General features: G+C 38.3%; 21 protein-coding genes. 14 read left to right on the plus strand and 7 right to left on the minus strand.

All coding sequences use genetic code 11. The annotated features are described in order from the left end of the window. Window positions 1-63 precede the first annotated feature (63 nt). Together C8P64_RS06180 and C8P64_RS06185 are read left to right on the plus strand one after the other, a co-directional pair. Window positions 64-1,623 carry an NAD(P)/FAD-dependent oxidoreductase gene (locus tag C8P64_RS06180; protein WP_108171143.1) on the plus strand — a complete coding sequence of 520 codons (1,560 nt, stop codon included), beginning with the start codon at window positions 64-66 and terminating at the stop codon, window positions 1,621-1,623. 252 nt (window positions 1,624-1,875) lie between these two features. Then, the gene (locus C8P64_RS06185) at window positions 1,876-2,685 is read left to right on the plus strand and encodes a hypothetical protein (RefSeq protein ID WP_108171144.1); all 810 of its coding nucleotides are present in this window, start codon (window positions 1,876-1,878) and stop codon (window positions 2,683-2,685) included. Window positions 2,686-2,926: 241 nt separating this feature from the next. On the opposite strand, the gene C8P64_RS16520 is transcribed toward C8P64_RS06185, so the two are convergent. Continuing rightward, on the minus strand, window positions 2,927-3,232 hold the full coding sequence (locus tag C8P64_RS16520) for a hypothetical protein (protein ID WP_170106613.1): 306 nt from the start codon (window positions 3,230-3,232) through the stop codon (window positions 2,927-2,929). A gap of 110 nt (window positions 3,233-3,342) precedes the next feature. On the opposite strand from C8P64_RS16520, the gene C8P64_RS16695 reads away from it, so the two are divergent. The 4 genes from C8P64_RS16695 (at window position 3,343) to C8P64_RS06195 (ending at window position 5,073) form a co-directional block, all read left to right on the plus strand. After that, window positions 3,343-3,519, plus strand: coding sequence for an FAD-dependent protein (locus C8P64_RS16695; RefSeq protein WP_341476483.1), 177 nt, complete (start codon window positions 3,343-3,345; stop codon window positions 3,517-3,519). Between the two features lie 49 nt (window positions 3,520-3,568). After that, complete coding sequence (locus C8P64_RS16700) at window positions 3,569-3,781, plus strand: FAD-dependent protein (RefSeq protein WP_341476484.1); 213 nt, start codon at window positions 3,569-3,571, stop codon at window positions 3,779-3,781. Between the two features lie 39 nt (window positions 3,782-3,820). Further along, window positions 3,821-4,018, plus strand: coding sequence for a hypothetical protein (locus tag C8P64_RS16705; RefSeq protein ID WP_341476485.1), 198 nt, complete (start codon window positions 3,821-3,823; stop codon window positions 4,016-4,018). A 236-nt stretch (window positions 4,019-4,254) separates the two neighbouring features. Next, complete coding sequence (locus tag C8P64_RS06195; protein ID WP_146167187.1) at window positions 4,255-5,073, plus strand: hypothetical protein; 819 nt, start codon at window positions 4,255-4,257, stop codon at window positions 5,071-5,073. Window positions 5,074-5,227: 154 nt separating this feature from the next. Here C8P64_RS06195 and C8P64_RS06200 read toward each other — a convergent pair whose 3' ends face one another. Next, on the minus strand, window positions 5,228-8,221 hold the full coding sequence (locus C8P64_RS06200) for a DNA polymerase III subunit alpha (RefSeq protein ID WP_108171146.1): 2,994 nt from the start codon (window positions 8,219-8,221) through the stop codon (window positions 5,228-5,230). 451 nt (window positions 8,222-8,672) lie between these two features. Then, on the minus strand, window positions 8,673-9,893 hold the full coding sequence (gene dinB / locus C8P64_RS06205; protein WP_108171147.1) for a DNA polymerase IV: 1,221 nt from the start codon (window positions 9,891-9,893) through the stop codon (window positions 8,673-8,675). Window positions 9,894-10,045: 152 nt separating this feature from the next. On the opposite strand from dinB, the gene C8P64_RS06210 reads away from it, so the two are divergent. From C8P64_RS06210 to C8P64_RS06220, 3 genes are all read left to right on the plus strand, one after another. Beyond that, a complete protein-coding gene (locus C8P64_RS06210; RefSeq protein ID WP_108171148.1) occupies window positions 10,046-10,435 on the plus strand; it encodes a (deoxy)nucleoside triphosphate pyrophosphohydrolase in 390 nt (129 codons plus the stop codon). After that, window positions 10,432-13,569: a DEAD/DEAH box helicase gene (locus C8P64_RS06215; RefSeq protein WP_108171149.1), complete on the plus strand. Its 3,138-nt coding sequence runs from the start codon at window positions 10,432-10,434 to the stop codon at window positions 13,567-13,569. The genes C8P64_RS06210 and C8P64_RS06215 overlap by 4 nt, the downstream gene beginning before the upstream one ends. A 66-nt stretch (window positions 13,570-13,635) precedes the next feature. Continuing rightward, window positions 13,636-13,869: a hypothetical protein gene (locus C8P64_RS06220; RefSeq protein ID WP_108171150.1), complete on the plus strand. Its 234-nt coding sequence runs from the start codon at window positions 13,636-13,638 to the stop codon at window positions 13,867-13,869. Window positions 13,870-13,919: 50 nt separating this feature from the next. Here C8P64_RS06220 and C8P64_RS06225 read toward each other — a convergent pair whose 3' ends face one another. After that, a complete protein-coding gene (locus tag C8P64_RS06225; RefSeq protein ID WP_108171151.1) occupies window positions 13,920-14,396 on the minus strand; it encodes a YybH family protein in 477 nt (158 codons plus the stop codon). Window positions 14,397-14,550: 154 nt separating this feature from the next. Here C8P64_RS06225 and C8P64_RS06230 point away from each other — a divergent pair, with 154 nt between their 5' ends. Continuing rightward, on the plus strand, window positions 14,551-15,174 hold the full coding sequence (locus tag C8P64_RS06230; protein WP_108171152.1) for a dioxygenase family protein: 624 nt from the start codon (window positions 14,551-14,553) through the stop codon (window positions 15,172-15,174). 121 nt (window positions 15,175-15,295) lie between these two features. Here the strand turns inward: C8P64_RS06230 and C8P64_RS06235 are convergent, their stop codons facing one another. Beyond that, a complete protein-coding gene (locus tag C8P64_RS06235) occupies window positions 15,296-17,092 on the minus strand; it encodes a DUF885 domain-containing protein (protein WP_108171153.1) in 1,797 nt (598 codons plus the stop codon). Window positions 17,093-17,247: 155 nt separating this feature from the next. After that, complete coding sequence (locus C8P64_RS06240; RefSeq protein ID WP_108171154.1) at window positions 17,248-17,616, minus strand: TM2 domain-containing protein; 369 nt, start codon at window positions 17,614-17,616, stop codon at window positions 17,248-17,250. Window positions 17,617-17,667: 51 nt separating this feature from the next. Here C8P64_RS06240 and C8P64_RS06245 point away from each other — a divergent pair, with 51 nt between their 5' ends. Both C8P64_RS06245 and C8P64_RS06250 read left to right on the plus strand, forming a co-directional pair. Then, window positions 17,668-18,537: a hypothetical protein gene (locus tag C8P64_RS06245; RefSeq protein ID WP_245889664.1), complete on the plus strand. Its 870-nt coding sequence runs from the start codon at window positions 17,668-17,670 to the stop codon at window positions 18,535-18,537. Between the two features lie 293 nt (window positions 18,538-18,830). Then, window positions 18,831-19,307, plus strand: coding sequence for a PEGA domain-containing protein (locus C8P64_RS06250; RefSeq protein ID WP_108171155.1), 477 nt, complete (start codon window positions 18,831-18,833; stop codon window positions 19,305-19,307). 83 nt (window positions 19,308-19,390) lie between these two features. On the opposite strand, the gene ahcY is transcribed toward C8P64_RS06250, so the two are convergent. Beyond that, window positions 19,391-20,707 (minus strand): adenosylhomocysteinase, encoded by a 1,317-nt coding sequence (gene ahcY, locus C8P64_RS06255; RefSeq protein ID WP_108171156.1) that lies wholly within the window; start codon window positions 20,705-20,707, stop codon window positions 19,391-19,393. A 64-nt stretch (window positions 20,708-20,771) separates the two neighbouring features. On the opposite strand from ahcY, the gene C8P64_RS06260 reads away from it, so the two are divergent. Both C8P64_RS06260 and C8P64_RS06265 read left to right on the plus strand, forming a co-directional pair. Beyond that, the gene (locus tag C8P64_RS06260) at window positions 20,772-21,419 is read left to right on the plus strand and encodes a 4'-phosphopantetheinyl transferase family protein (RefSeq protein ID WP_108171157.1); all 648 of its coding nucleotides are present in this window, start codon (window positions 20,772-20,774) and stop codon (window positions 21,417-21,419) included. After that, complete coding sequence (locus C8P64_RS06265; RefSeq protein ID WP_108171158.1) at window positions 21,419-22,135, plus strand: phosphoglycerol geranylgeranyltransferase; 717 nt, start codon at window positions 21,419-21,421, stop codon at window positions 22,133-22,135. The genes C8P64_RS06260 and C8P64_RS06265 overlap by 1 nt, the downstream gene beginning before the upstream one ends. Window positions 22,136-22,360 lie beyond the last annotated feature (225 nt).

Consider the following 22,360-nt stretch of genomic DNA (forward strand, 5'->3'; position numbering starts at 1 on the left):
GAGGCTTTTCTGAAATTAGGTAAATTGAAATTTTAGAGAAAATCCGTCTTATCTTTGAGGCCTATGAGCACATTGGTACAAATCACGGCTTTGCCACACGAACTGGAGGATCATTATCTTTTGCTGAATAGAGTGGTTCAGAAATCGAAAATCAGGAAGGATGATATCGGGGACTGGCGAATTAGAAAGCGTTCTATAGATGCCCGAAACAAACCTGTACGGTTCAATCTTCAGGTCGAAATATGGAAATATGGGGAAGAAAAGAAGGTTATCCCACCATTCGTGCCTCAAGATGTTGCTGAAGCTAAAGAAATTGCCATTATTGGTGCCGGACCTGCTGGTTTATATGCTGCACTTCGTGCTGTCGAAGCCGGACTCAAACCTGTTGTTTTTGAACGCGGAAAAGATGTTAGAGCCAGAAGGCATGATCTTGCGAAGATCAATAAGGAGCAAATCGTAAATCCTGAATCTAATTATTGCTTTGGTGAAGGAGGTGCAGGAACTTATTCAGACGGAAAATTGTATACGCGATCTAAGAAACGTGGAAATGTGCTTAAGGCTCTGGAGTGGTTTGTAGAATTTGGTGCCGATCCCGATATTCTCGTGGATGCGCATCCACATATTGGAACCAATAAATTACCTAAGATCATTACCGCCATGCGTGAAGCGGTGATCGAGGCAGGTGGAGAAGTTCATTTCAATTCCAAACTCACCGATCTTAAATTAAAGGACAACCATATAGAAAGTATAGAGGTCAATGCTGAAAAGTGGTATTCTTTTGATGAAGTGATTCTGGCAACAGGGCACTCGGCCAGGGATATTTTTTACCTGCTGCATGGTAAGAATATCAAAATAGAAGCTAAACCTTTTGCTTTGGGTGTTCGCATAGAACATCAGCAAAAACTGATAGATAAGATCCAATATCACGGTGATGATCAAAATCCTTATTTGCCTCCGGCTTCCTATAGCCTGGTGGAGCAGATGGAAGGATTGGGGGTTTATTCTTTTTGTATGTGTCCCGGTGGAATTATCGCGCCTTGTGCTACAGACCAGGAGGAAGTGGTGACCAATGGGTGGAGCCCAAGCAAGCGGAATAATCCTTATTCTAATTCCGGAATTGTGGTGAGCATTGAGCCATCAGATCTGCCTGATTACAAGCCAGACGATCCTTTTGTTTGTCTTGACTTCCAGAAATTAGTGGAAAAGAACTGCTGGGAAGCAGCCGGGAAAACTCAGCAGGTTCCGGCTCAGCGTATGAAGGATTTCGTGGAAGGTAGAATTTCAAAGGATTTCCCTAAAACTTCCTATCAGCCGGGAATCGTAAGTGTAGACCTGAATAAGGTTTTACCAGATCTTATCGCTCGAAGGTTACGTAAGGCATTCGTGCAATTCGGTAAAAAATTGAAAGGCTATTATACGAACGATGCGGTATTACATGCTCCGGAAAGCAGGACTTCTTCGCCTGTTTTAATACCTCGTGATCCTGAAACTCTTGAGCATGTGGAGGTAAAAGGTCTTTATCCCTGCGGGGAAGGTGCCGGTTACGCTGGCGGGATCATTTCTGCGGCTATAGATGGTATTAATTGTGTGGATGCGATCTCGATGAAGTATACTGCACTTTAACTGTCCCAATAATTTTTTAGCCTAAATAGTGAGTTTTAGATCATACAAATTTTCGGCAAAAATCATAGTATAGATTAAAAATCTATAAATAAGAAAATTCCTCAATTTCTTACATCTTTAAAGACACATTTTCAAGAATTTTGGTTGTTAAAAGATATAATAGTTCATTTTAACGAAAATAGGACCTGGCGGTAAAATTACCTAAATCTAATTAGTAATTTTATCGTGAAAAACATTAATAACCAGTTTCTTATGAGAAATTATTATTTTTTCACCGTGTTGGTGGGGCTATTATTCTTGGGGTGTACCTTAGATAATGACGAACTGAACTTTAACGAAGATCAAATTCAAACTGCAAATTTAGATATCAATGATGTTTGTATTCCTTCGATTTATGGAATTGAAAATTCGGGAGTATTATTGGGAAATGTTACTGTAAGCAATTCTGATGATGGTAACATAGCTAATGTGAAATTCACAGCTGAAACGGGATTTTATATTACAGAAATCAGGTTTATGCATGCTGATGATGAGAATGGACTTCCTATTAATAATGGAGGTGTAATTCCGGGGAAATTAGAAAAACTGACTTATCCTTATGTTACTGAAGTTGATTTTGAATATGAAGTTTCTAGCTACTTTGTTTTAGCTGCAAGAGTTACTTTTGTAGACCAGAATGGCCAAAAGTATATAAGTTGGATTGGCCATGAAATGGCCGGAAATAACAGATCAACTTATTTAAGTTATAATGTCTGCATTCCTCCGCAACATAATCCAGTTTGTGAAGTAAATGCAGGTTACAATAACTCAAGGACATATACTTTTTCTGAAGTGGATGCATTGGTCAATGACGTAGGCGATGTAGAGCCTCTTTATAAAACATTATTAGATGAGGGAGTAAGCCGAGATGGAACTTTCGCTCCTACAGCAGCGGAATTATTAAGAGCTTTTAATCAAAATCCCTATCGAGAATTTACAACTGTTTATACTTTAAGGAATGAAGTTGGTGGTGTGGTATGTACAGATTCTACTGAATTAACTATTACAGTTATCCCTGATTAATTGATATAATATTTTTTTAATGAATTTTATGATTATAGTACTTTTGATCGGCAATTAAAACAACTACCTTATTAGGAAAGGTCTAATGCTCTTGATTTTATTATTTAATAGGTAGCTTAACTTTAAATCATGTACCCACCAGCCTTGGATCTGTTTGAGTAGGCTGCCTTGAGATCCATTTTATATCTAGGGAAATATAACCGAGATTGTGCATCACTTTTCCTTAACATAGTTAGATACCTTAATTTCTAAGTGTGTATTTTTCTGTAACTTTTGGAAAGATCACTACATCAAAAATATCCCCGTCAACATCAAAGAAAATCCCGAAATACAGATATTTTCCATTGGAAGTTCCCGTTTTTCTGGAATTTACCAGGTTGCCGTAGATCTCAATGTTCTCAACTATACGATGCTTTAGAGCCTTTGCTTTTAATGTTCCTTTTAAAGGATCTTTAAGGAGTTTAATATGATTGCAAAGTGGTATTCTTTTGTTGAAGTGATCCTGGCAACAGGGCACTCGGCCCGGGATATTTCTTATCTTCTGCATGATAGGAATATTAAGATGAAGCTAAACCTTTTGCTTTGGGTGTTTGTATTGAGCATCAGCAAAAACTGATAGATTAGATTCAGTATTACGGTGATAATGAAAATTATTATTTGCCTCCGGCTTTGTATAGTCTGGTGGAGCAGGTTGAAGGATTAGCTGTTTGCTCTTTTTGTATGTGTTCCGGTGGCATCATCGCTCCTTGTACTACAGATCAGGAGGAAGTGGTGACCAATGACTGGAGACCGAGCAAGCGGAATGATCCTTATTCTAATTCCGGAATTGTGTGAGCATTGAGCCATCAGATTTTCCTAATTACAAGCCAGACGATCCTTTTGTTTGTCTGGGCTTCCAAAAATTAGTGGAAAGAACTGCTGGGAAGCTGACGGGAAAACCCAGAAGGTACCAGCGCAGCGTATGAAGGATTTTGTGAAAGGTAGAATTTCAAAGGATTTTCCGAAAACTTCCTATCAGTCAGGAATCGTAAGTGTAGATCTGAATAAGGTTTTATTAGATCTTCTCGCTCACAGGTTACAAAAGGCTTTTGTGTAATTCGGTAAAAAGCTGAAGGGTTATTATACCAATGATGCGGTGCTGCACGCTCCGGAAAGTAGAACTTCATCACCGGTTTTAATACCTGGTGATCATGAAACTCTTGAGTATGTGCAGGTAAAAGTTCTTTATACCTGTGGGGAAGGTGCTTGTTATGTTGGTGGAATCATTTCTACGGCTATTGATGGTATTAATTGTGTAGATGCGATTTGGGTAAAAGGTAATTTTAAAATTTAATAGATCTAAAGGTTAATCTATTTGAGGTATATTTTTTTGGGAAAATAATAACAAACTTTAAGAAATTATAAATAAGAAAATTCCGTGTATTCTTACATCTCATTGCTTTGATTTTCAGTTTTTTACGCGGTTGTGACGGTATAATTAAACACCTTAACGAATATCAATATTTCTATTAAAATCGCGCTTTGCTAATTTGTAAATTAATTGTGAAAAACGTTAATAACCAGTGTATTATGAGAAATTATTATTTTATTGCCGCGATTGTGGGGTTATTATTGATGGGGTGTTCCGTAAATAATGACGAAATGAGCTTTAACAATGATCAAATTAAAACTGTAAATTCAGTTTGGGAAGTTGATGGATGTGAATCGATGATTTATGAATTTCATAGTTCATTAGGTGAATTTATAATCACTAATGATAATGATAATTTGTATTTAAATTTTTTAGCGAACGATGGATTTTTAATTTATGATATTAGATGGGAAGCTATGCCTTCTGAAGCAGACTTACCGATTAATGCAAATGGAATTAATTCAAGTCGGCTTGATCAAAGGGACAAATTTGATTCAGGAATAGCATATCATGGGGAAACGGTTCCTATTTCCGACTTTGGAGTTGATCCTGGTTATGTAATTGTAGCTGCAGAGGTAATACTTAAAAATTCCTTAGATCAAAAATTTACTGCCTGGGTTGGTAATGAATCTGATTTTAGAAATGGAAGTAATTATTTGGTTTACGATATTTGTGACCCTAGTAGTGATCCAATTTGTGAAGCAAATGCGGGTTCTGACAACTCAAGGACATATACTTTTTCTGAAGTGGATGCATTAGTCAATGACCTAGGCGATATAGAGGCTCTTTATAAGACATTATTAGATGAGGGAGTTAGCCGAGATGGTACCTTTTCGCCCACAGGACTCGAATTGTTAAGAGCTTTTAACCGAAATCCTTATCGAGGTTTTACAACTGTTTATACTGTAAGTAACGATGTCGGGGGTGTGAAATGTACGGATTCGACTGAATTAACTATTACAGTTACCCCTGATTAATTGATGAAATAATTTCAATATTTCTAAATAAGGCAACTATTAATAGTTGCCTTATTTAGAAATATTTTTTAAATATATTTTATGATTATAGTATTTTTGATCGGTAATTCAAAACAACTTCCTTATTAGGAAAACTCTGATGCTCTTGAATTTATTATTTAATAGTAGCTTGTAGCTTAACTTTAAATCCATTTCCCACCAACCTGGTGTCTGTTTGGGTAGCCTGCCTGGAGATCCATTTCACATCTAATGAAATATATCCAAGATCATACATTACCTTTCCGAAGCATTTATAGATACCCCGGCTCCTGAGCGGATATTTTTCAGCGACTTTTGGAAATAGAACCGTGTCAAAAATACCTCCATTTACGTCGTAGAAAGTTCCAAAATACATGTATCTGCCATTAGAGGTTCCTGTTTTTCTGGAGTTCACAAGATTGCCATAGATCTCGATGTCTTTACCAATATGGTCTTTAAGATCCCTGGCAGTAAGCGTATCTTCCAAGGGATTCTGTAAAAGTTCAAAATGACTGCAGAGCGGAAATCCCAGTAATTCCATCTGGTCATAAGCCTCTATAAGTTTTGAATACTCAAATTCCGGAAGTTCAAAATCCCTGTGCTGGGGTTTGAATAGTAAAGCCTGGTTGCTTTTGGGTTTGCTGTTATGAAGTTTAAAATAGGCTTTCCATAATAATTCATGCTTGTCTATTCCCGTAAACCTAAAGGCATTGATCTTGAGTAAGAGGCTAAGTTGTTCAATTGAAATATGGATGCGGTCTATAAAATCATCCAGGGACTTGAAAGACCCAAAAAACTGTCTGTTTTCCAGGATCTGTTGAATGGTTTTAAGCTCAAGTTCTTTAATATATCCAAATCCCAGGTAGATGTCCTTTCCGTAGATCGTATTGGGATGATCGCTTTTGTTTATACAGGGAGCATGGATTTTACCTCCACATTTTCGTATCTCCTGGATATAGGTCTGCAGATCATAAAATCCGCCCCCGTTATTTATAGCCGCCACCATGAATTCCAGAGGAAAATACTTTTTGAGATATAAACTCTGGTAGCTCTCTACCGCATAGGAAGCTGAATGTCCTTTAGGGAAGGCGTAACCGGCGAAAGAAGATATTTGTTCCCAGACCTCGCTGGTAAGCTCTTCGCTGTAGCCTCTGTCTTTACAATTCTTTCTGAAGGTCTTTTCGATCTTCTCCATCTGTCCTTTGGAGGTTTTCTTTCCGCTCATTCCCCGGCGGAGCACATCGGCATCGTCCAGGTCCAGCCCGGCAAAAATATGGGCTACCTTCATCACATCTTCCTGGTAGACCATAACACCATAAGTATCTTCCATGATCTTATACATGACGGGATGTGCCTGTTTTCTGAGTTCAGGATCACGATGCCTCTTTATAAATTCTTCTTTCATCCCAGCGCTGGAAACGCCCGGCCTTATTACCGAGCTGGCCGCGACCAGGTTCATATAATTATCGGTTTGCAGCCTGGTGAGTAGTCCGCGCATTGCCGGTGATTCTACATAAAAAACTCCCATACAGTCGCCAACCTTTAGAAGATCATTAATGGCTGGATCTTCCTTGAAGGTTTTTATGTTTTCAATGTCTTCTATTTCCGCATCCGGCTGATTCTGTTTTATGATCTCGATGGCATCAGTGATCTTGGAGAGTCCACGCTGGGCCAGAATATCAAACTTATGGATACCTACATCCTCGGCGATGTTCATATCTATCTGGATCGTTTGAAAACCTTTGGGAGGCAGGAATGTACCGGCATAGTTGAAGACCGAATCGTTCAGAATAAGGATTCCGCCGGAATGAACACTCAGGTAATTAGGGAAACCTTCAATAAGCCTGCTGTACCTGATCACCAGTTTTTCAAGATGATCCAGTTGTTTATATTCAAAAAATCCCGAAGAAAGCTTATCGATATTTTCTTTAGGCAGACCAAAAACTTTTCCCAGTTCCCGGGCTACCGCTCTGCTTTTAAAAGTCACGTAAGTGCCCATTAAAGCAGTGTTTTTATAGGTTCTGAAGATATAATCGGTCACATCGTTCCGGTCTTTCCAGGAAAAGTCGATATCAAAATCGGGAGGCGAGCTCCGGTTAGGATTTATAAATCGTTCGAAATACAGGTCCAGTTCTATAGGGTCTACATTGGTGATGCCCAGAATATATGCAACGATGGAATTTGCCCCGCTGCCACGCCCTACAAAAGGATAATTCTTAGAGCGGGCATAATTAACGATGTCGAGATTGATCAAAAAGTATGAAACGAACCCGAGTTTTATAATGGTGTCGAGCTCTTTCTTTAATCTTAAATACACTTCCTCTTTTGTGTCCGGGTATTTTTCAGGTAGATTCTGATAACATAAATCAATAAGTTTTTTTTCATCTTCTTCCGGACTTTCTCCTGCTACCAGTAGATTGCGATTCTGCCCACGGCCAAATTCGAAATCCACCTTACAGGAATCCATAAGGTCTTGAGTATTTTTCAGAATGTGGGGAAAATCTTCAAATTCTTTTCTGAGTTCGGTTTCCGGGATCATTTGATGAGAAAAAGAACCTTGCTGGGTTTCGGGAAGTTTACTTAGCAGAGTGTTATTGTCAATTGCCCGCAGCAGGCGATGCGCGTTATAATCTTTTTTATTTCTGAAACTCACTGTTTGCAGAACCACCAGTTTATCTTCCAGTTTTCTATATGCCGAAAATTTTAATTTTCTCAGGTTGTCTATAGAAACCCCTATGAATTCATTGCTTCTGAAATCTGTCTTTTTCAGGGCTATTATTTTTTCAAACGGATAGATAATAAAACAATCGGGCAGGAGCGGGGCTTCTGTTTCAAATTCTTTTTTTTGATGCAGGTGACTGGAAAGATGTGCATTGAGCTGTCGGAAACCATCATTATTCCTGGCGATGCCAATATATTGCTGGGCTGCCCCATTTCTAAAATCGATCCCGACCAGTGTTTTGATATCGGTTTCCTTGTTTATTTTGATGAATTCCAGGCAGGCCGAGGTATTATTGATGTCGGTTACCGCGAGTCGTTTTACCCCGTTCTTTCGCGCAAGTTCACAGAGTTCCTGTACCGGAAATGTTCCGTAGCGTAAGGAGTAATATGTGTGACAGTTTAAGTACAAAGTTCAATTATCAATTTTTCATTCTTCATTTTTTACTTTTAATGAGGACGTCTGAAAAATTTTATTCCGTCATGCTGAACTTGTTTAACTACGTTGAATCTTCGATTTCAGCATCTGTTGAGATCCTGAAACGAGTTTAGGGTAACGTCTCAGTTTTTTGTCATTGCGAACGTAGTGAAGCAATCTCTTTCGTTTCATATTTTAGTTTGAGGCTGCTTCTTTTCACCCTCAGTTATGTTTTTATTGTCATTCTGAACGCAGTAAGAATCTCTCTTAATCCGAATTTCTGTTATTTAGATTCTTCGCTTCATTGCATTCCGCTCTGAATGACAATGATATGTCATGCTGAGCGTAGTCGAAGCATCTCGTTATCCATTTTCAATTTTTCATTTTCAATTAAGCTTTCCGCTTCCCGCATCTGTTTATTGTTCATTGAGCATTTTTAATTGATTTACAGTTTCCTATGCGCCAGCACTACCGGAGGTTCTCCGTTGAACGGATTCCCCATTCTGCCGATCGTCTTTGCATCCATCGAAATGGCCCGCATCACACTATGTTCGCCAAAGCGCTTCTTGATCTTATCCAGCGAATTATAAAGATTCAGCATCTCTTCAGAATCATCAAAAAGGTTGATCTGGTAATGCCCGCCTACGAGTCCGCTGAAACGAACGCCGATAAGCCTGATGAGTAATCGGCGGGTGTACAGCTGCCGGAATAACTCTTCAACTTTTGGAATAAGAATATGGTCGGCGCTGGTATAAGGGATCTTCACCTGCTTGCTGTAAGTTTGAAAATCTGAATACCTGATCTTGACGCTTACATTAGAGGTAAGTTTATCTCCACGTCTTAATTGATAGGCGAGACTTTCGGCCATGGCAACGAGAGTACCGTGAAGTCTTATCATATCTATAGTATCCCGGTTAAAGGTACGCTCGGTAGAAATGGACTTTCGCTCGTGGAAAGGGATGATGGGCGGATTATCAATTCCGTGGGCCCTTTTCCAGATGGTTCGCCCATTCTTGCCCAGAACGCTTTCCAGTACTTCTACGGGCATCTTTTGTATGGTCTCAATTCTTCGTACTCCCAGGTTAAGCAGTTTCTGAAAGGTCTTGTTCCCGATCATCGGGATCTTGTTAACCGCCAGTGGCGCCAGGAAGCTTTTTTCGGTACCGGCTTCTATGATCTTTTGTGCATAAGGTTTTCCCTCGCCGGTCGCGATCTTGGAAACCACTTTGTTTTGTGATAGTCCGAAAGAGATAGGCAAATGTGTTTCTTTCAGAATGGTTTCCTGCAGTTCTTTCGCAAACTGGGTGATCCCGAAAAAACGATCCATCCCGGTGAGATCTGCGTAAAACTCATCTACACTGGCCTTTTCAAAAGAGGGCACTTTACTACGAATGATCTCGGTGACTTCGTGAGAGAATTTGGTATAGGTGGAAGCATTCCCTTTGATAACCACAGACTGCGGACAAAGCTGCCTCGCTACTTTCATCGACATGCCCGAGTGTACGCCGAATTTCCGGGTTTCATAACTGCAGGCTGCTACCACACCACGGTCTCCCAGCCCGCCTACGATAAGCGGTTTGTTATTTAATTTTGAATCTAAACGTCTTTCTGCCGAAACAAAAAAGGTATCCAGATCCAGGTGAATAATAGACTTTACGTTTTTCATAAATAGGAATAATTCCTTTTAATTGGAAATATTCCAAAATTATGAAATTATTCCGGATGAAGATGTGGAGGGAGCGTTAAAAAGTAAATTAGATTGGGAGTGAAATATTCAATTAAACATGTAATTTTATTAAGAACAATAATTTATATCAATTGATTCAAGTTACATGTGCTCTTATTGAAAATAAGCAAAGAGTATTATGTGCTCAGCGGAGCGCAAAAATGAGCCTTCCTTTAAAATGGGAATTCCCTGGAGGGAAACTTGAAAAAGGAGAAACCCTGGAAGACTGTTTAAAAAGAGAAATAAAAGAGGAACTTGGATTAAGTATAGAAATCCTAGAGCGACTTCCCTCTAACACGCATAAATACTCCGATAAAAAAATTATTGAACTTATTCCATTTCGTTGTTCCCTACAAACCTCAGAAATCGATTTAAAAGAACATTCTAAAATAGAATGGGCAAGTGTTTCCCAATTAGAAAGTTTTGATTGGGCAGAAGCCGATATTCCAATCGTACAACATTATATACAGAATTTTAAATGAGTTTTGAAACAGGTCTTTACGAACAGTTAATAAATAAACTTGTCACGAATAAACTAGATTCTCTTGATTGTCAAAAGTTTCATATTAGTGAAACCCCTTTAGATAAGGAAGAAGCATCTCAGTACTTAAGTCTTTATTTGGCAGAAACTATTAAATATGCTTTAAATGAAATTAAAGAAAAAGATAGACCTATAAAGCAAATTGAAATTTCGAACAAGATTATTACGTTATTGGCCAAAGAGCTTAAAAACTTAGATTTAACTGAAAATCTAATTGAAAACGAAGGTAGGATATTAGAAGCGGTCTTTTCTAAATCAAACTTTCCTTATTCAAATTTAAAAGATCGCTTAAAGGAAATAACACCTTATACTCGTCTTAGTCAAAGCGAACTATTTACTGGAAATAATACTGGGATTTCATTGGAGAGTGAGATTAAAAAGGAAATTCTTTCTGCCGATGAAATTTGTTGGCTTGTCTCTTTTATTAAATATTCTGGAATTCGAATATTTATAAAGGAATTAGAAGAATTTACTAAAAGTGGTAAGAAATTAAAAATCATCACCACTTCTTATATGGGAGCGACAGATGCTAAAGCTGTTGAATATTTAGCTTCCTTACCAAACACCGAAATCAAAGTTTCTTATAATGTAGAGCATGAAAGATTACATGCTAAAGCATATCTGTTCTTAAGAAATTCCGGATTTCATACTGGTTACATTGGCTCTTCCAACCTCTCTCGTTCAGCATTAACTAATGGATTAGAATGGAATTTGAAAGTAACAACTCAAGAGATTGGCCATATCATAGATAAATTCCAAAAAACCTTTGAAACCTATTGGGAGGATCCCGAATTTGAATATTACGAAAAGGGAAAAGATAGAGCTAAACTTATAAGCTCTTTGAAAAGGCAAAGCAGTCAAGGAATCAATCAAATTACTACCTTTTTTGACCTCAAACCATATCCATATCAGGAGGAAATTCTTTCTAAGCTAGATTCAGAAAGGATTATTCATAATCGAAATAAGAATTTATTGGTCGCTGCAACAGGAACTGGTAAAACGGTGATATCAGCATTCGATTTTCAGCGTTTTAAAAAATCTAACCCCAGCCCAAAATTTTTGTTTGTTGCCCACAGAAAAGAAATTCTGGAACAAGCACAAAAAACATTTCAACATGTTTTGCGTGACTCTAATTTTGGAGAACTTTGGGTTGGAGGTTATGAACCTGAAAAATATGACCAGCTTTTTGCCTCTGTTCAAACCTTGAATAATCGGCTTAAGAATTTACCATTAACGGAAGATTTTTTTGATTATATCATAGTAGATGAAGTTCATCATATAAAGGCCGATAGCTATAGGCCAATTTTGAAAAGATTCAATCCTAAAATTTTATTAGGCCTCACAGCAACTCCCGAAAGAATGGACGGTGGAGATATAACTGAAGATTTTCATAATAAAATTGCTGCAGAAATAAGACTTCCTGAAGCCTTAAATCGTAAACTACTTTCTCCTTTTCAATATTTTGCTTTATCAGATTCTATTGATTTGACCAATGTGAGTTGGAAAAATGGTAAATATGAGATTAAAGAATTAACCAAGCTATATACCGAAAATGATAGAAGAGTAGGAGATATACTTAAAAATTGTGAAGATTATCTTACTGACGTGAATGATGTTCAGGCGTTAGGGTTTTGTGTGAGCCAAGAACATGCAAAATATATGGCAAGTAAATTTAATCTTGCTGGATTAAAAGCAGATTATCTAATTAGCGGGAACAGCTCTGACAGATCTATTTTGAGAAATCGTCTCGGTAAAAAAGATATCAATTATTTATTCGTTGTTGATATATTCAACGAAGGCGTAGATATACCAGAAATAGACACTATTTTATTCCTTCGTCCAACAGAAAGTTTAACAATCTTTCTACAGCAACTCGGTAGAGGACTGCGTCTTGCTGAAAATAAAGATTGTTTAACCGTGCTTGATTTCGTAGGAAATGCAAGACCGGAATATGACTTTGAGCATAAATTCAGAGCTCTAATTGGAAAAACTCATACCTCTGTAATTAAAGAAATTGAAGATGAATTTCCTCACCTTCCACTAGGTTGTTCTATCGTATTAGAGAAAAAGGCCAAAGAAATAATTCTAAAAAACATAAGAGAGGCGACTGAATTTAGGAGACCACAACTTGTCCAAAAGATTCAAAATTTCAAGCATTATTCTACTAGACCTCTAAACCTCGCTAACTTTTTGGAATTTCATCATTTGAATATTGAACAAGTTTATAAAAAAGGAAGTTGGAGTAGACTTTGTGCTGAAGCTGGGGTAATAGAGGATTTTTCAGAACCTAATGAAAAGGAGCTGTCTAATTTTATAAGTAATAGGTTGATAAGTTGCAATTCTGTTAGCTATCTCAATTATATCAAACGCCTATGTGAAACCAATTTTGAAATTTCTGAAAATTCAGATATTGGTAGGCTCAAAGCATTAATGTTTCATTATGATGTATGGCAAAAGTCAGGTCCAGATTGTGGATTTAAAAGTTTACAAGAAAGTTTAAAGCAAATTGCGAGGAATCCGGTGATGAGAAATGAAATAATGGAAGTGGTGAAGTATACAATTGAAGAAATTGACTTTGTGGAAAAATCTGTTGAGCTCGAGTTTGACTTTCCACTAAAAATCTATAGCCGATATAATCGAAATCAAATTCTTGTTGCGATTAGAAGACATAAATTTGAAAAGGCTAAGCCTAGTCGTGAGGGATCTTCTTATGAAAAATCTATAAATACTGAAGCCTTATTTGTGACATTGAAAAAATCTGATAAGGAATATTCTCCAACTACTATGTATGAAGATTATGCCTTAAATAAACATCTTTTTCATTGGCAAACTCAAAACAGCGCTTCCCCAAACACTCCAAAAGGACAGGCATATATAAATAGTGAAAAGAATGTTTTGCTTTTTGTAAGAGAACAAAATAAAGATGAATACGGTTTTACGATGGGTTACGTATTTTTAGGTAAAGTCGAGTTTCAGAAATATTCGGGGGAAAAACCTATGAATATAGAATGGAAATTAAAAGAACCTATGCCACCCTATATCCTGAAGGAAAGTCAAAAATTGGCGGTTGGATAAAAAAGAATAATATCACGATAAGTTTTTTTTCGTACCTTAATTGTTCTAACCAAAAACCAAAATATTATGAAAGGTTCTTCAGGTAAACGCAGGTTGGTAAAGAAATACGTATCAGAATTTATATTTTCAGAAAAGACGAGGTTCGTGCTGGATGGCACTAATTATCAGTTTTCTACTGATGAACCCGCTGGAAAATTTATAAAATTTCGCTTCGAAAGAGGTCCGCGTAAGAAAAAACGGAAACTAGTTTTTAAATGTATCTATAAAATGATGAAGAACTTTCAAACTTCATTGAACTAAAAAAAAGCTCTTTCGATCGAAAGAGCTTTTTTATTCCTCATAATATTATTTTATTCTGTAGCCGTCGTATCCGGCTCCTTATCTGTGATATTCATCACTTGCATTTTCCAGTCGTTGTTGGTTTTTTTCCAGATGAAGGTATAGGTGCCTTCATAGGTCGTATTTAAACTGTCATTTTTTATTCCATGACTGTAGGTGCCGGCTTCATAGGCGATATCATTACTAGTATATTCAACTTTGGCGTTTGTTCTAAGGTCTTTCATCATTGGTGCCGCGTTGTTATACCAGGAACGGATGCTATCTGCATTCATACTCTGACCCTGCATAAAAAGAACTGCATCTTTAGAAGTAAGTGTGTCTAATTCCTGTGGATTATTACGGTTCCAGGCATCGATCCACTGTTTGTTAGCTTCAGATGGAGCACGAACTTCGGCCTGCTCAGTCGTCTCAACTGTTTCTTTTTTTCCTTCGTTACAACTACTAAAGAGAAGAAGGGCAAAAACGGGCAAAATTTTCATTAATTTCATACTGGTTGGTTTTAGATTATCTGATAATTTACTCAAAAACCTGTAATCCAGTAAAATATGTTCGATTTTTCAGGTTAAAGGAAAGTATTAGGGGTTTAATGGTTAACTGAATGACCATCAATTTTTAAGTAAATTTAGGTATAACAAATTAGTCATGGATTTTAGAATTGTAGTCTTCGGAATTTCATTTTTACTTTTTTCATGTGTCCAATCCCAGGAACAAAATAAACCCAGACTGGTAGGAGGGCCTTGCGAAGGCTGTGAAGCAGTATTTGAATATGGAGACCGGGATCTGAAACCGGTGGATACACTTCCGGAATTCGCTTCCGCAGAAAATAAACTGAAGATCACCGGAACTATTTATGAAGCTGATGGTGAAACGCCTGCTGAAAATGTGGTGCTGTATATTCATCATACCAATGCAGAGGGAATTTATCCAACCAAAGGCGATGAGAAAGGCTGGGCGAAACGGCATGGGTATTTAAGAGGCTGGATCAAAACGGGTAAGGATGGGCGCTATACTTTTTATACCCAGGTGCCGGGAAGCTACCCCGATGGAACAAATCCGGCGCATATCCACCCGATCATTATGGAACCTTATGGGAAATATTATTATTTGTCTGCTTATTTTTTTAAAGGCGATCCATTGTTGACCGAAGATCATATGGAAGATCCTCCACGTGGAAGTGATGGTGTTGTAAACCTAAAGGAGAACGATGGAATGGCTCTTATTGAAAGGGATTTTATTCTGGGTAAGGGAGTGCCTGATCATCAATAAAAAATCCGTTTAAAATTTTCAATTATCGTCATCCTGAACTTGATTCGGGATCTCTAAAGTAGCTGAATTAAGTTCAGCCTGGCGCTTAAACCTTTCAAACGGACTTTATTATATTCAAAGCTTATTTCGCTTCCGCGATCCAGTTGTCGATCTTATTTTCCAGCAATTCCAACGGAACGCAACCGGTTTCCAGAACCTGTTTATGATATTCCCTGATATCAAAAGCTTCACCCATCTGCTGTTGGGCGCGATCTCTTAATTCCATGATCTTTAACTGGCCTATCTTATAAGAAAGAGCCTGCCCTGGATTAGCCATATAGCGTTCGATCTCAGAGATCACACTCGCTTTCGGCTCGGCTTCGTTCTCTAAAGAATACTGAATTGCTTCTTCGCGTGTCCATCCTTTAGAATGCAAACCGGTATCTACCACCAGACGGACCGCACGGTGCATTTCTGCTCCAAGCATCCCGAAGTATTGATAAGGATCTGTGAAAAGCCCCAGCTCTTCCCCCAGAGATTCTGAATAAAGCGCCCAGCCTTCACCATATCCACTGTACCATAGTGTTTTTCTGAAATCTGGTAACTCTTCATTTTCCTGGGTTAGAGAGATCTGATAATGATGTCCCGGAATGGCTTCATGCAGAAATAAAGATTCATCACTGTAAATATTATAACCCGAAGCATCAGGAATAGGTACGTAAAAGATACCTGGTCTGCTGCCATCCAGAGAACCCGGATTATACTGTGCGCTGGCAGATTTTTCGCGGAATTCCTCTGTTCTTCTTACCTCAAAAGCCGTTTCTGGAGTTTCGCTGAAAAGCTTGCTAATATTTGGTTTCATACGCTCATGAATCTTCTCGAAATTGGCGATTACTTCTTCTGGTTTGGTAAAAGGCATCAGGTCTTTGTTCTCACGCACATAATTGAAGAAAGATTTCAGATCTCCTTCATAACCAACTTCCTTCTTCACTTTTTCCATTTCCTTTGAAATGCGCGCCACTTCATCCAGCCCAAGCTGATGTATCTCCTCAGCGGTCATATCTGTAGTGGTGTAAAGCTTTATCTGGTGCTTGTAATATTCTTCACCCTCAGGGATGTCTGCTATTCCACTGGACTCCCGTCCCTTTGGTAAATATTCATCCTTCATGAAAGAATGCATTTTATTGTACTGTGGGATCACCTTTTCTCGGATCATTTTGGTGTATTCCTCAGTAAGTCGCTGTTTTTCTTCTTCGGAAAAACTATCTGGAAAATTCTTTACCGGGCTATAGAACAAATGATCTTCTACTTCAGGATTGGTCATGGATTTCATTTGCGGAATCACTTTTTTTATCAGGGAGGCCGGTAAAACATATCCCAGTTCCATTCCTTTGCGCATGTTTTCTTCGGCAGAATCCATCCAGGTAAGAAAACCATCCACACGTTTTAACCAGTTCTCATAATCCTCAACCGTTTTAAAAGGCTGCGCACTCGCGCCACTTGCCAACTGGCCCATAAAAAGATTCACAGACCACATCTGGTCTATGGGCATATATTTATTCTTTTTGAATTCCAGGGTACCCAGGTTAAGGTCGCATTCCCACAACAGGATATCCTTGCTCAATTTCTCGGTAGCACTTAGATCTTCATCATTTATTTGTGAAACCACATCTCTGTATTTCGTGTAGTAATTTCTTAAACTGTCTTCATAGGCTGAAGATAGAAAGTTCGGAAACCGGTCATTATACCTCATGTCTCCAGACGTGGTGGCCGAAACCGGGTTTAACTTAAGGCCATCTTCATAATAGTTGTTCAGGATAGAATCGAGTTTAGTACTCACCTGATTTTCTTTATTTTCTACTGAAGAATCCTGGTTTTCATTTTTACAACCTATAAGGCTTAGAACCAGAACAAATGGAATTATAATTTTTTTGATCATTGTTGTTTTAATTTGGTTTTCCTAAGATAGAAAAAATCGCTATTGGATTTTCAGGTTTAAAAACCTGAGGTTTTTTGAGTAATTGAAAGTTGGAATAAATAAAAAACCCGCTTGAGTGGCGGGTTCTAATAAGTAGCGTTAAATTTTTGATGTTTTTAAAAGAAACTGTCTTTGTAAGTTCCATTTTTAGGTGCATAATCCTTGGTGATAATTCCAATAAGGTCAACAATCCACCAGATACCTAATCCTCCTGCAGTAATTATGAAAAGAATATTCCAGTACCATGGGCTTCCCAGATACCATCTGTGTCCTGCTGCAAACCCCAGAAAGACAAGCAATAAGATCGCAACTCCCTGACTCCTAGTTCCAGCCAGCGCAGCAGGAGAAAACAATTCTCCTTCTTCTTCAGCCTGAGCTGTAACAGTTTCAGATTCTACAAGAGTTCTTTGCACCGGAAATGAAGCGTAACTAAGGTTGGTAGCTAGCGCAAATGCGAAAATCGAAAGTAATAACTTTAGTTTCATAGTTAATAATTTAACGTTAAGTTTATTAAATTAAATAAAATAATTGTATTAATGGTAAAGAATCTTATTCTATTAACATTTGTTCTAGGTTTTATTGGTCATTCACAGCAAAGTGCTGAGTATATGGGTACTATAAAATTAAATGACACTTCTTTCATCTCCTATAAGGTCGCTTTTGAGCTAAAAAAAGATAGTATTTCGGGGTATTCAATTACTGATCTTGGAGGTGCTCATGAAACCAAATCCAACTTAAAAGGGAACTATAATTCTAATACCAAAGAATTGAATTTTGAAGAGGCTGATATTATTTATACCAAATCTCCTATCACCCAGAATGACTTTTGTTTTGTTCACTTTACCGGCAGGGTAAAGGATATCCATGATATTGAGGAGATCGATGGAAAATTTCAGGGATTATATACCGATGGCAAAAAATGTCTAGATGGGGAAATAAGGATGGTGAGTATAGAAAAAATAATGAAGAAAGCTGAAAAAGTCGACAGGAAGATCCAGCGAACCGGTAGAATAGATGATGAGACAAAGAAAAATATAAGCGTTAAGAAAACCCTGGATACGCTTAGTATGAATATTATAGCAAGCAACGAAAACCTTAACATTTTAACTTCCGATCAAAAAGTAGAACTTACCATATATGATGCTGGAAAAGAAGATGATGACCGTATCGATCTTTTTATCAATGGGGAGAAAGTACTTAACAATTATACGGTTACCAAGAAGCATAAGATAATTCACATTGACCTGAATCAGGAGCAAACTAGCATTGAGGTCGTGGCATTGAATGTTGGAACCTCTGCTCCCAATACGGTAAAGATACATTTTAAGGATACCAGGAATTATGTAACTACACTTACCAATTTAAAAGAAGGTGAACGTGCCGGAGTCACCATCGTGAGAAGATAATTCGGGTAGAAATTCAGGACGCAAAAAATTTTACAATTAAATTCACTCTTAGGTGTAAAATGAAAGCTTTTTTTGAATAGATTCGTCTGGTTAATCCAGATATTTTTGTGAATAAGACGGGGTTATCGCTCAAGGTTAATGGAGCGAATTATGTACAGCCTGTTGAAAAGAAAATAAAATTCATCTGGGGAACTAATTACAGACTGAAAATCGAATTCCAAAATTTTGATGGCAGGTTGTCGGGCCTGCCTCAATATCAACTAATCCCCGACTAACCTAATCAACATCAATTAATGAAAAACTCTTTTAAAATTATTTTTTTAAGCGGGCTTTTTGTATTTCAAAGCTGTGCTACTATTGTGTCTGGTTCCAGACAAACAATTAAATTCAATTCGGTTCCTGCATCTGCAACAGTATTTATCAACGAGGTGGAAATAGGTAAAACACCGGTCGAAAAAAATCTGAAGAGGAACCAAGAATACGAGGTTTTGATAAAATTGGATGGATATAAAACCTATAAGACTACTTTGTCAAAAAAATTCAATGAATGGTATGTTGGAAATATTTTATTTGGAGGTATTATAGGTCTGGTTGTAGATCCAATCACTGGTGCGATTTATAAATTAAGCCCTAATGAATTAACTACAAGATTGGAAAACGAAACTACAGATGTCGTTTTTAAGGATAAGGGTGATGATGTTCATATAAGCGTAAGTCTAAATATAGATCCGGAGTGGGAGAAAATAGGTCAGTTGGAAAAAACTGAATAAATCTCAAACCCAAATGACAGAATTGAAAAGCCCCGCTAATTGCGGGGCTTTTCAATATCTAATTTCTCAGATCTAAAATTTGATTAGTATCTGTAGTATTCAGGTTTGTATGGTCCTTCAACCGTCACCCCGATATATTCAGCCTGGTCTGGTTTAAGCTCGGTAAGCTCCACACCAATTCTTTCCAGGTGAAGTTTCGCTACCTTTTCATCTAAATGCTTAGGCAACATATATACTTCATTTTTATACTTATCGGTATTGTTCCAAAGTTCCATTTGTGCCAGGGTCTGGTTTGTGAATGAGTTACTCATCACAAAACTTGGGTGACCTGTAGCACATCCAAGGTTTACTAAACGACCTTCAGCAAGAAGGATGATATCTTTCCCGTTGATGGTATATTTATCTACCTGTGGCTTGATCTCTACTTTAGAATCTCCGTGTTTTTCATTCAACCAGGCAACAGCGATCTCATTATCAAAGTGACCAATGTTAGCAACGATGGTTTTATCTTTCATTGCTTCGAAATGCTCTCCACGAACAATGTCTTTGTTTCCTGTGGTTGTGATCACGATATCTGCCTTAGGAAGTACAGTTTCCAGTTTCTTTACCTCAAAACCATCCATGGCAGCCTGTAGTGCACAGATAGGATCAATTTCAGTAACGGTTACGATAGAACCGGCACCTTTAAAAGATTGAGCCGTTCCTTTTCCAACGTCACCATATCCACAAACAACCACTCTTTTTCCTGCAAGCATCACATCTGTCGCACGACGAATCGCATCTACCGCGCTCTCACGACATCCGTATTTATTGTCGAATTTAGACTTGGTCACAGAGTCGTTCACATTGATCGCAGGCATAGGAAGTGTTCCTTTTTTCATACGCTCATAAAGTCTGTGAACTCCGGTTGTGGTTTCTTCTGAAAGTCCTTTGATACCTTCAGCAAGCTCAGGGTATTCATCAAGGACCATATTAGTAAGATCTCCACCATCATCAAGGATCATATTTAACGGCTTACGCTCTTCTCCAAAGAAAAGAGTTTGCTCGATACACCAGTTGAATTCCTCTTCAGTCATTCCTTTCCAGGCATAAACCGGGATTCCGGCAGCAGCAATTGCAGCAGCAGCGTGATCCTGAGTAGAGAAAATATTACAAGAGCTCCAGGTTACATCTGCACCAAGAGCAACAAGAGTTTCAATAAGAACAGCAGTCTGAATGGTCATATGTAAACAACCCGCAATTCTCGCTCCTTTAAGTGGCTTGGATTCTCCATACTCCTCACGAAGTGCCATTAAACCTGGCATTTCAGCTTCAGCAAGTTCTATTTCACGGCGTCCATATTCTGCAAGCGCAATATCTTTTACTTTATAGGCGGTATACGGTACTGTTTTAGTTGACATATTATTATATTTGAATATTAGCAATTTTTGTGCTTGCAAAAATAAGGAAAAGCTTAGAAATTTTATGCCTCTTTATAAAACAATAACAGTTGATGAACTTACTAAAGTCTTCATTTGGAAGGTGGAAGAAACCTTTGAGTGGTTATCTGATGGTATCGAATTAACCGATCATTGCCAGAGAAGGGTTGACGGAATGAAGTCTGAAATTCACCGCCGTGGTTTTATGAGCATCAGGCATTTAATGGCTGAAGCCGGCTATGTAGATCATGATCTTTATTATGACGATCACGGAAAACCTCACCTAAAGGACGATAAATATATTTCTATTACCCATTCCTTCAATTTCACCGCGATCATCATTAGCGATAAGGATGTGGGAATAGACATTGAAAAACAGCGTGAAAAGATCCTGAAAATTGCTAATAAGTTCACTCCGCTGGATGAGTATCATACGCTTGCCAATGAGGACGCTTTGATACGGAAACTTACCATCGTTTGGGGAGCTAAGGAATCGGTTTATAAGATTCTGGCAGAACCCGGTTGCGGATTCCTGCAACATATCAATGTGATCGATTTCGATTTCGATGATTTTAAAACGACCACTCACGTGAGGTATAATGGGGTAGATAGGTGGTTCGATGTAAAATTTCTGGAATTTGAGAATTTTACCTGCGTGTATGCCATGCCTTCCAATTCTAAAGCGAAAGGCTGATGATCGAAATTCAAAGTTATCTGGAAGAAATTGAACAGGCGGCTTATGAAAAACGGAAACTGCTGGCAGTTCTGATAGATCCCGATAAGTTTGAAGAAGCCACGGCTTCTCTATTTATCCGGAAATTACCGAAAGAAACAACCCATATTTTTGTAGGCGGAAGCACCGTGGAAGAGGGCAGAACCTGTGAGGTGGTGAAAGCTATAAAAAATCTCTGCGGATTGCCGGTAATTTTATTTCCCGGTGACCACAGCCAGATCTCTTCTCATGCCGATGCCTTGCTTTTTTTAAGCCTTATTTCCGGAAGGAATCCGGAATTTTTGATCGAACAGCAGGTACGTTCTGTAGAAAAGATAAGAAATACGAATCTGGAGATCATTCCCACGGGTTATATTTTGATAGATGGCGGAAGAGAAACTTCGGTTCAGAAGGTAAGCAATACAATTCCACTTGCTCAAAACGATATTCGGCAAATTGTGAATACGGCGCTAGCCGGGCAATATTCCGGAAAGAAACTCATCTATCTCGAAGCTGGAAGCGGAGCTGAAAAGCCTGTCTCTAGTGAAATAATTAAAGCGGTTAAAAAGGCTTTAAATATTCCAGTGATCGTAGGCGGAGGTATCCGCAGCGCACAACAACTTCAGTTATCCTATGAGGCGGGAGCCGATCTTGTAGTGATCGGGACTGCTTTTGAGGATGGATCATTTGATGCATAGCACTTCGACAGATCAATCTAGCAATTTAATGTCATCCTGAGCGCAGTCGAAGGATGCATGCATAGAAGCCTTTTCTTTACTGTCATTCCGAGCGAAGCGAAGGAATCTCAACCTCGAGACTGCTTCACTTTGTTAGCAGTGATAATCAAAAGATTTCTCAGGCGCTTCACTCCTTCGAAATTACAGGCGAACAGAGCCACACTTCGACAGGCCCAGTGCAACAAA

Source organism: Christiangramia gaetbulicola, from assembly GCF_003054225.1.
Lineage (GTDB): Bacteria > Bacteroidota > Bacteroidia > Flavobacteriales > Flavobacteriaceae > Christiangramia > Christiangramia gaetbulicola.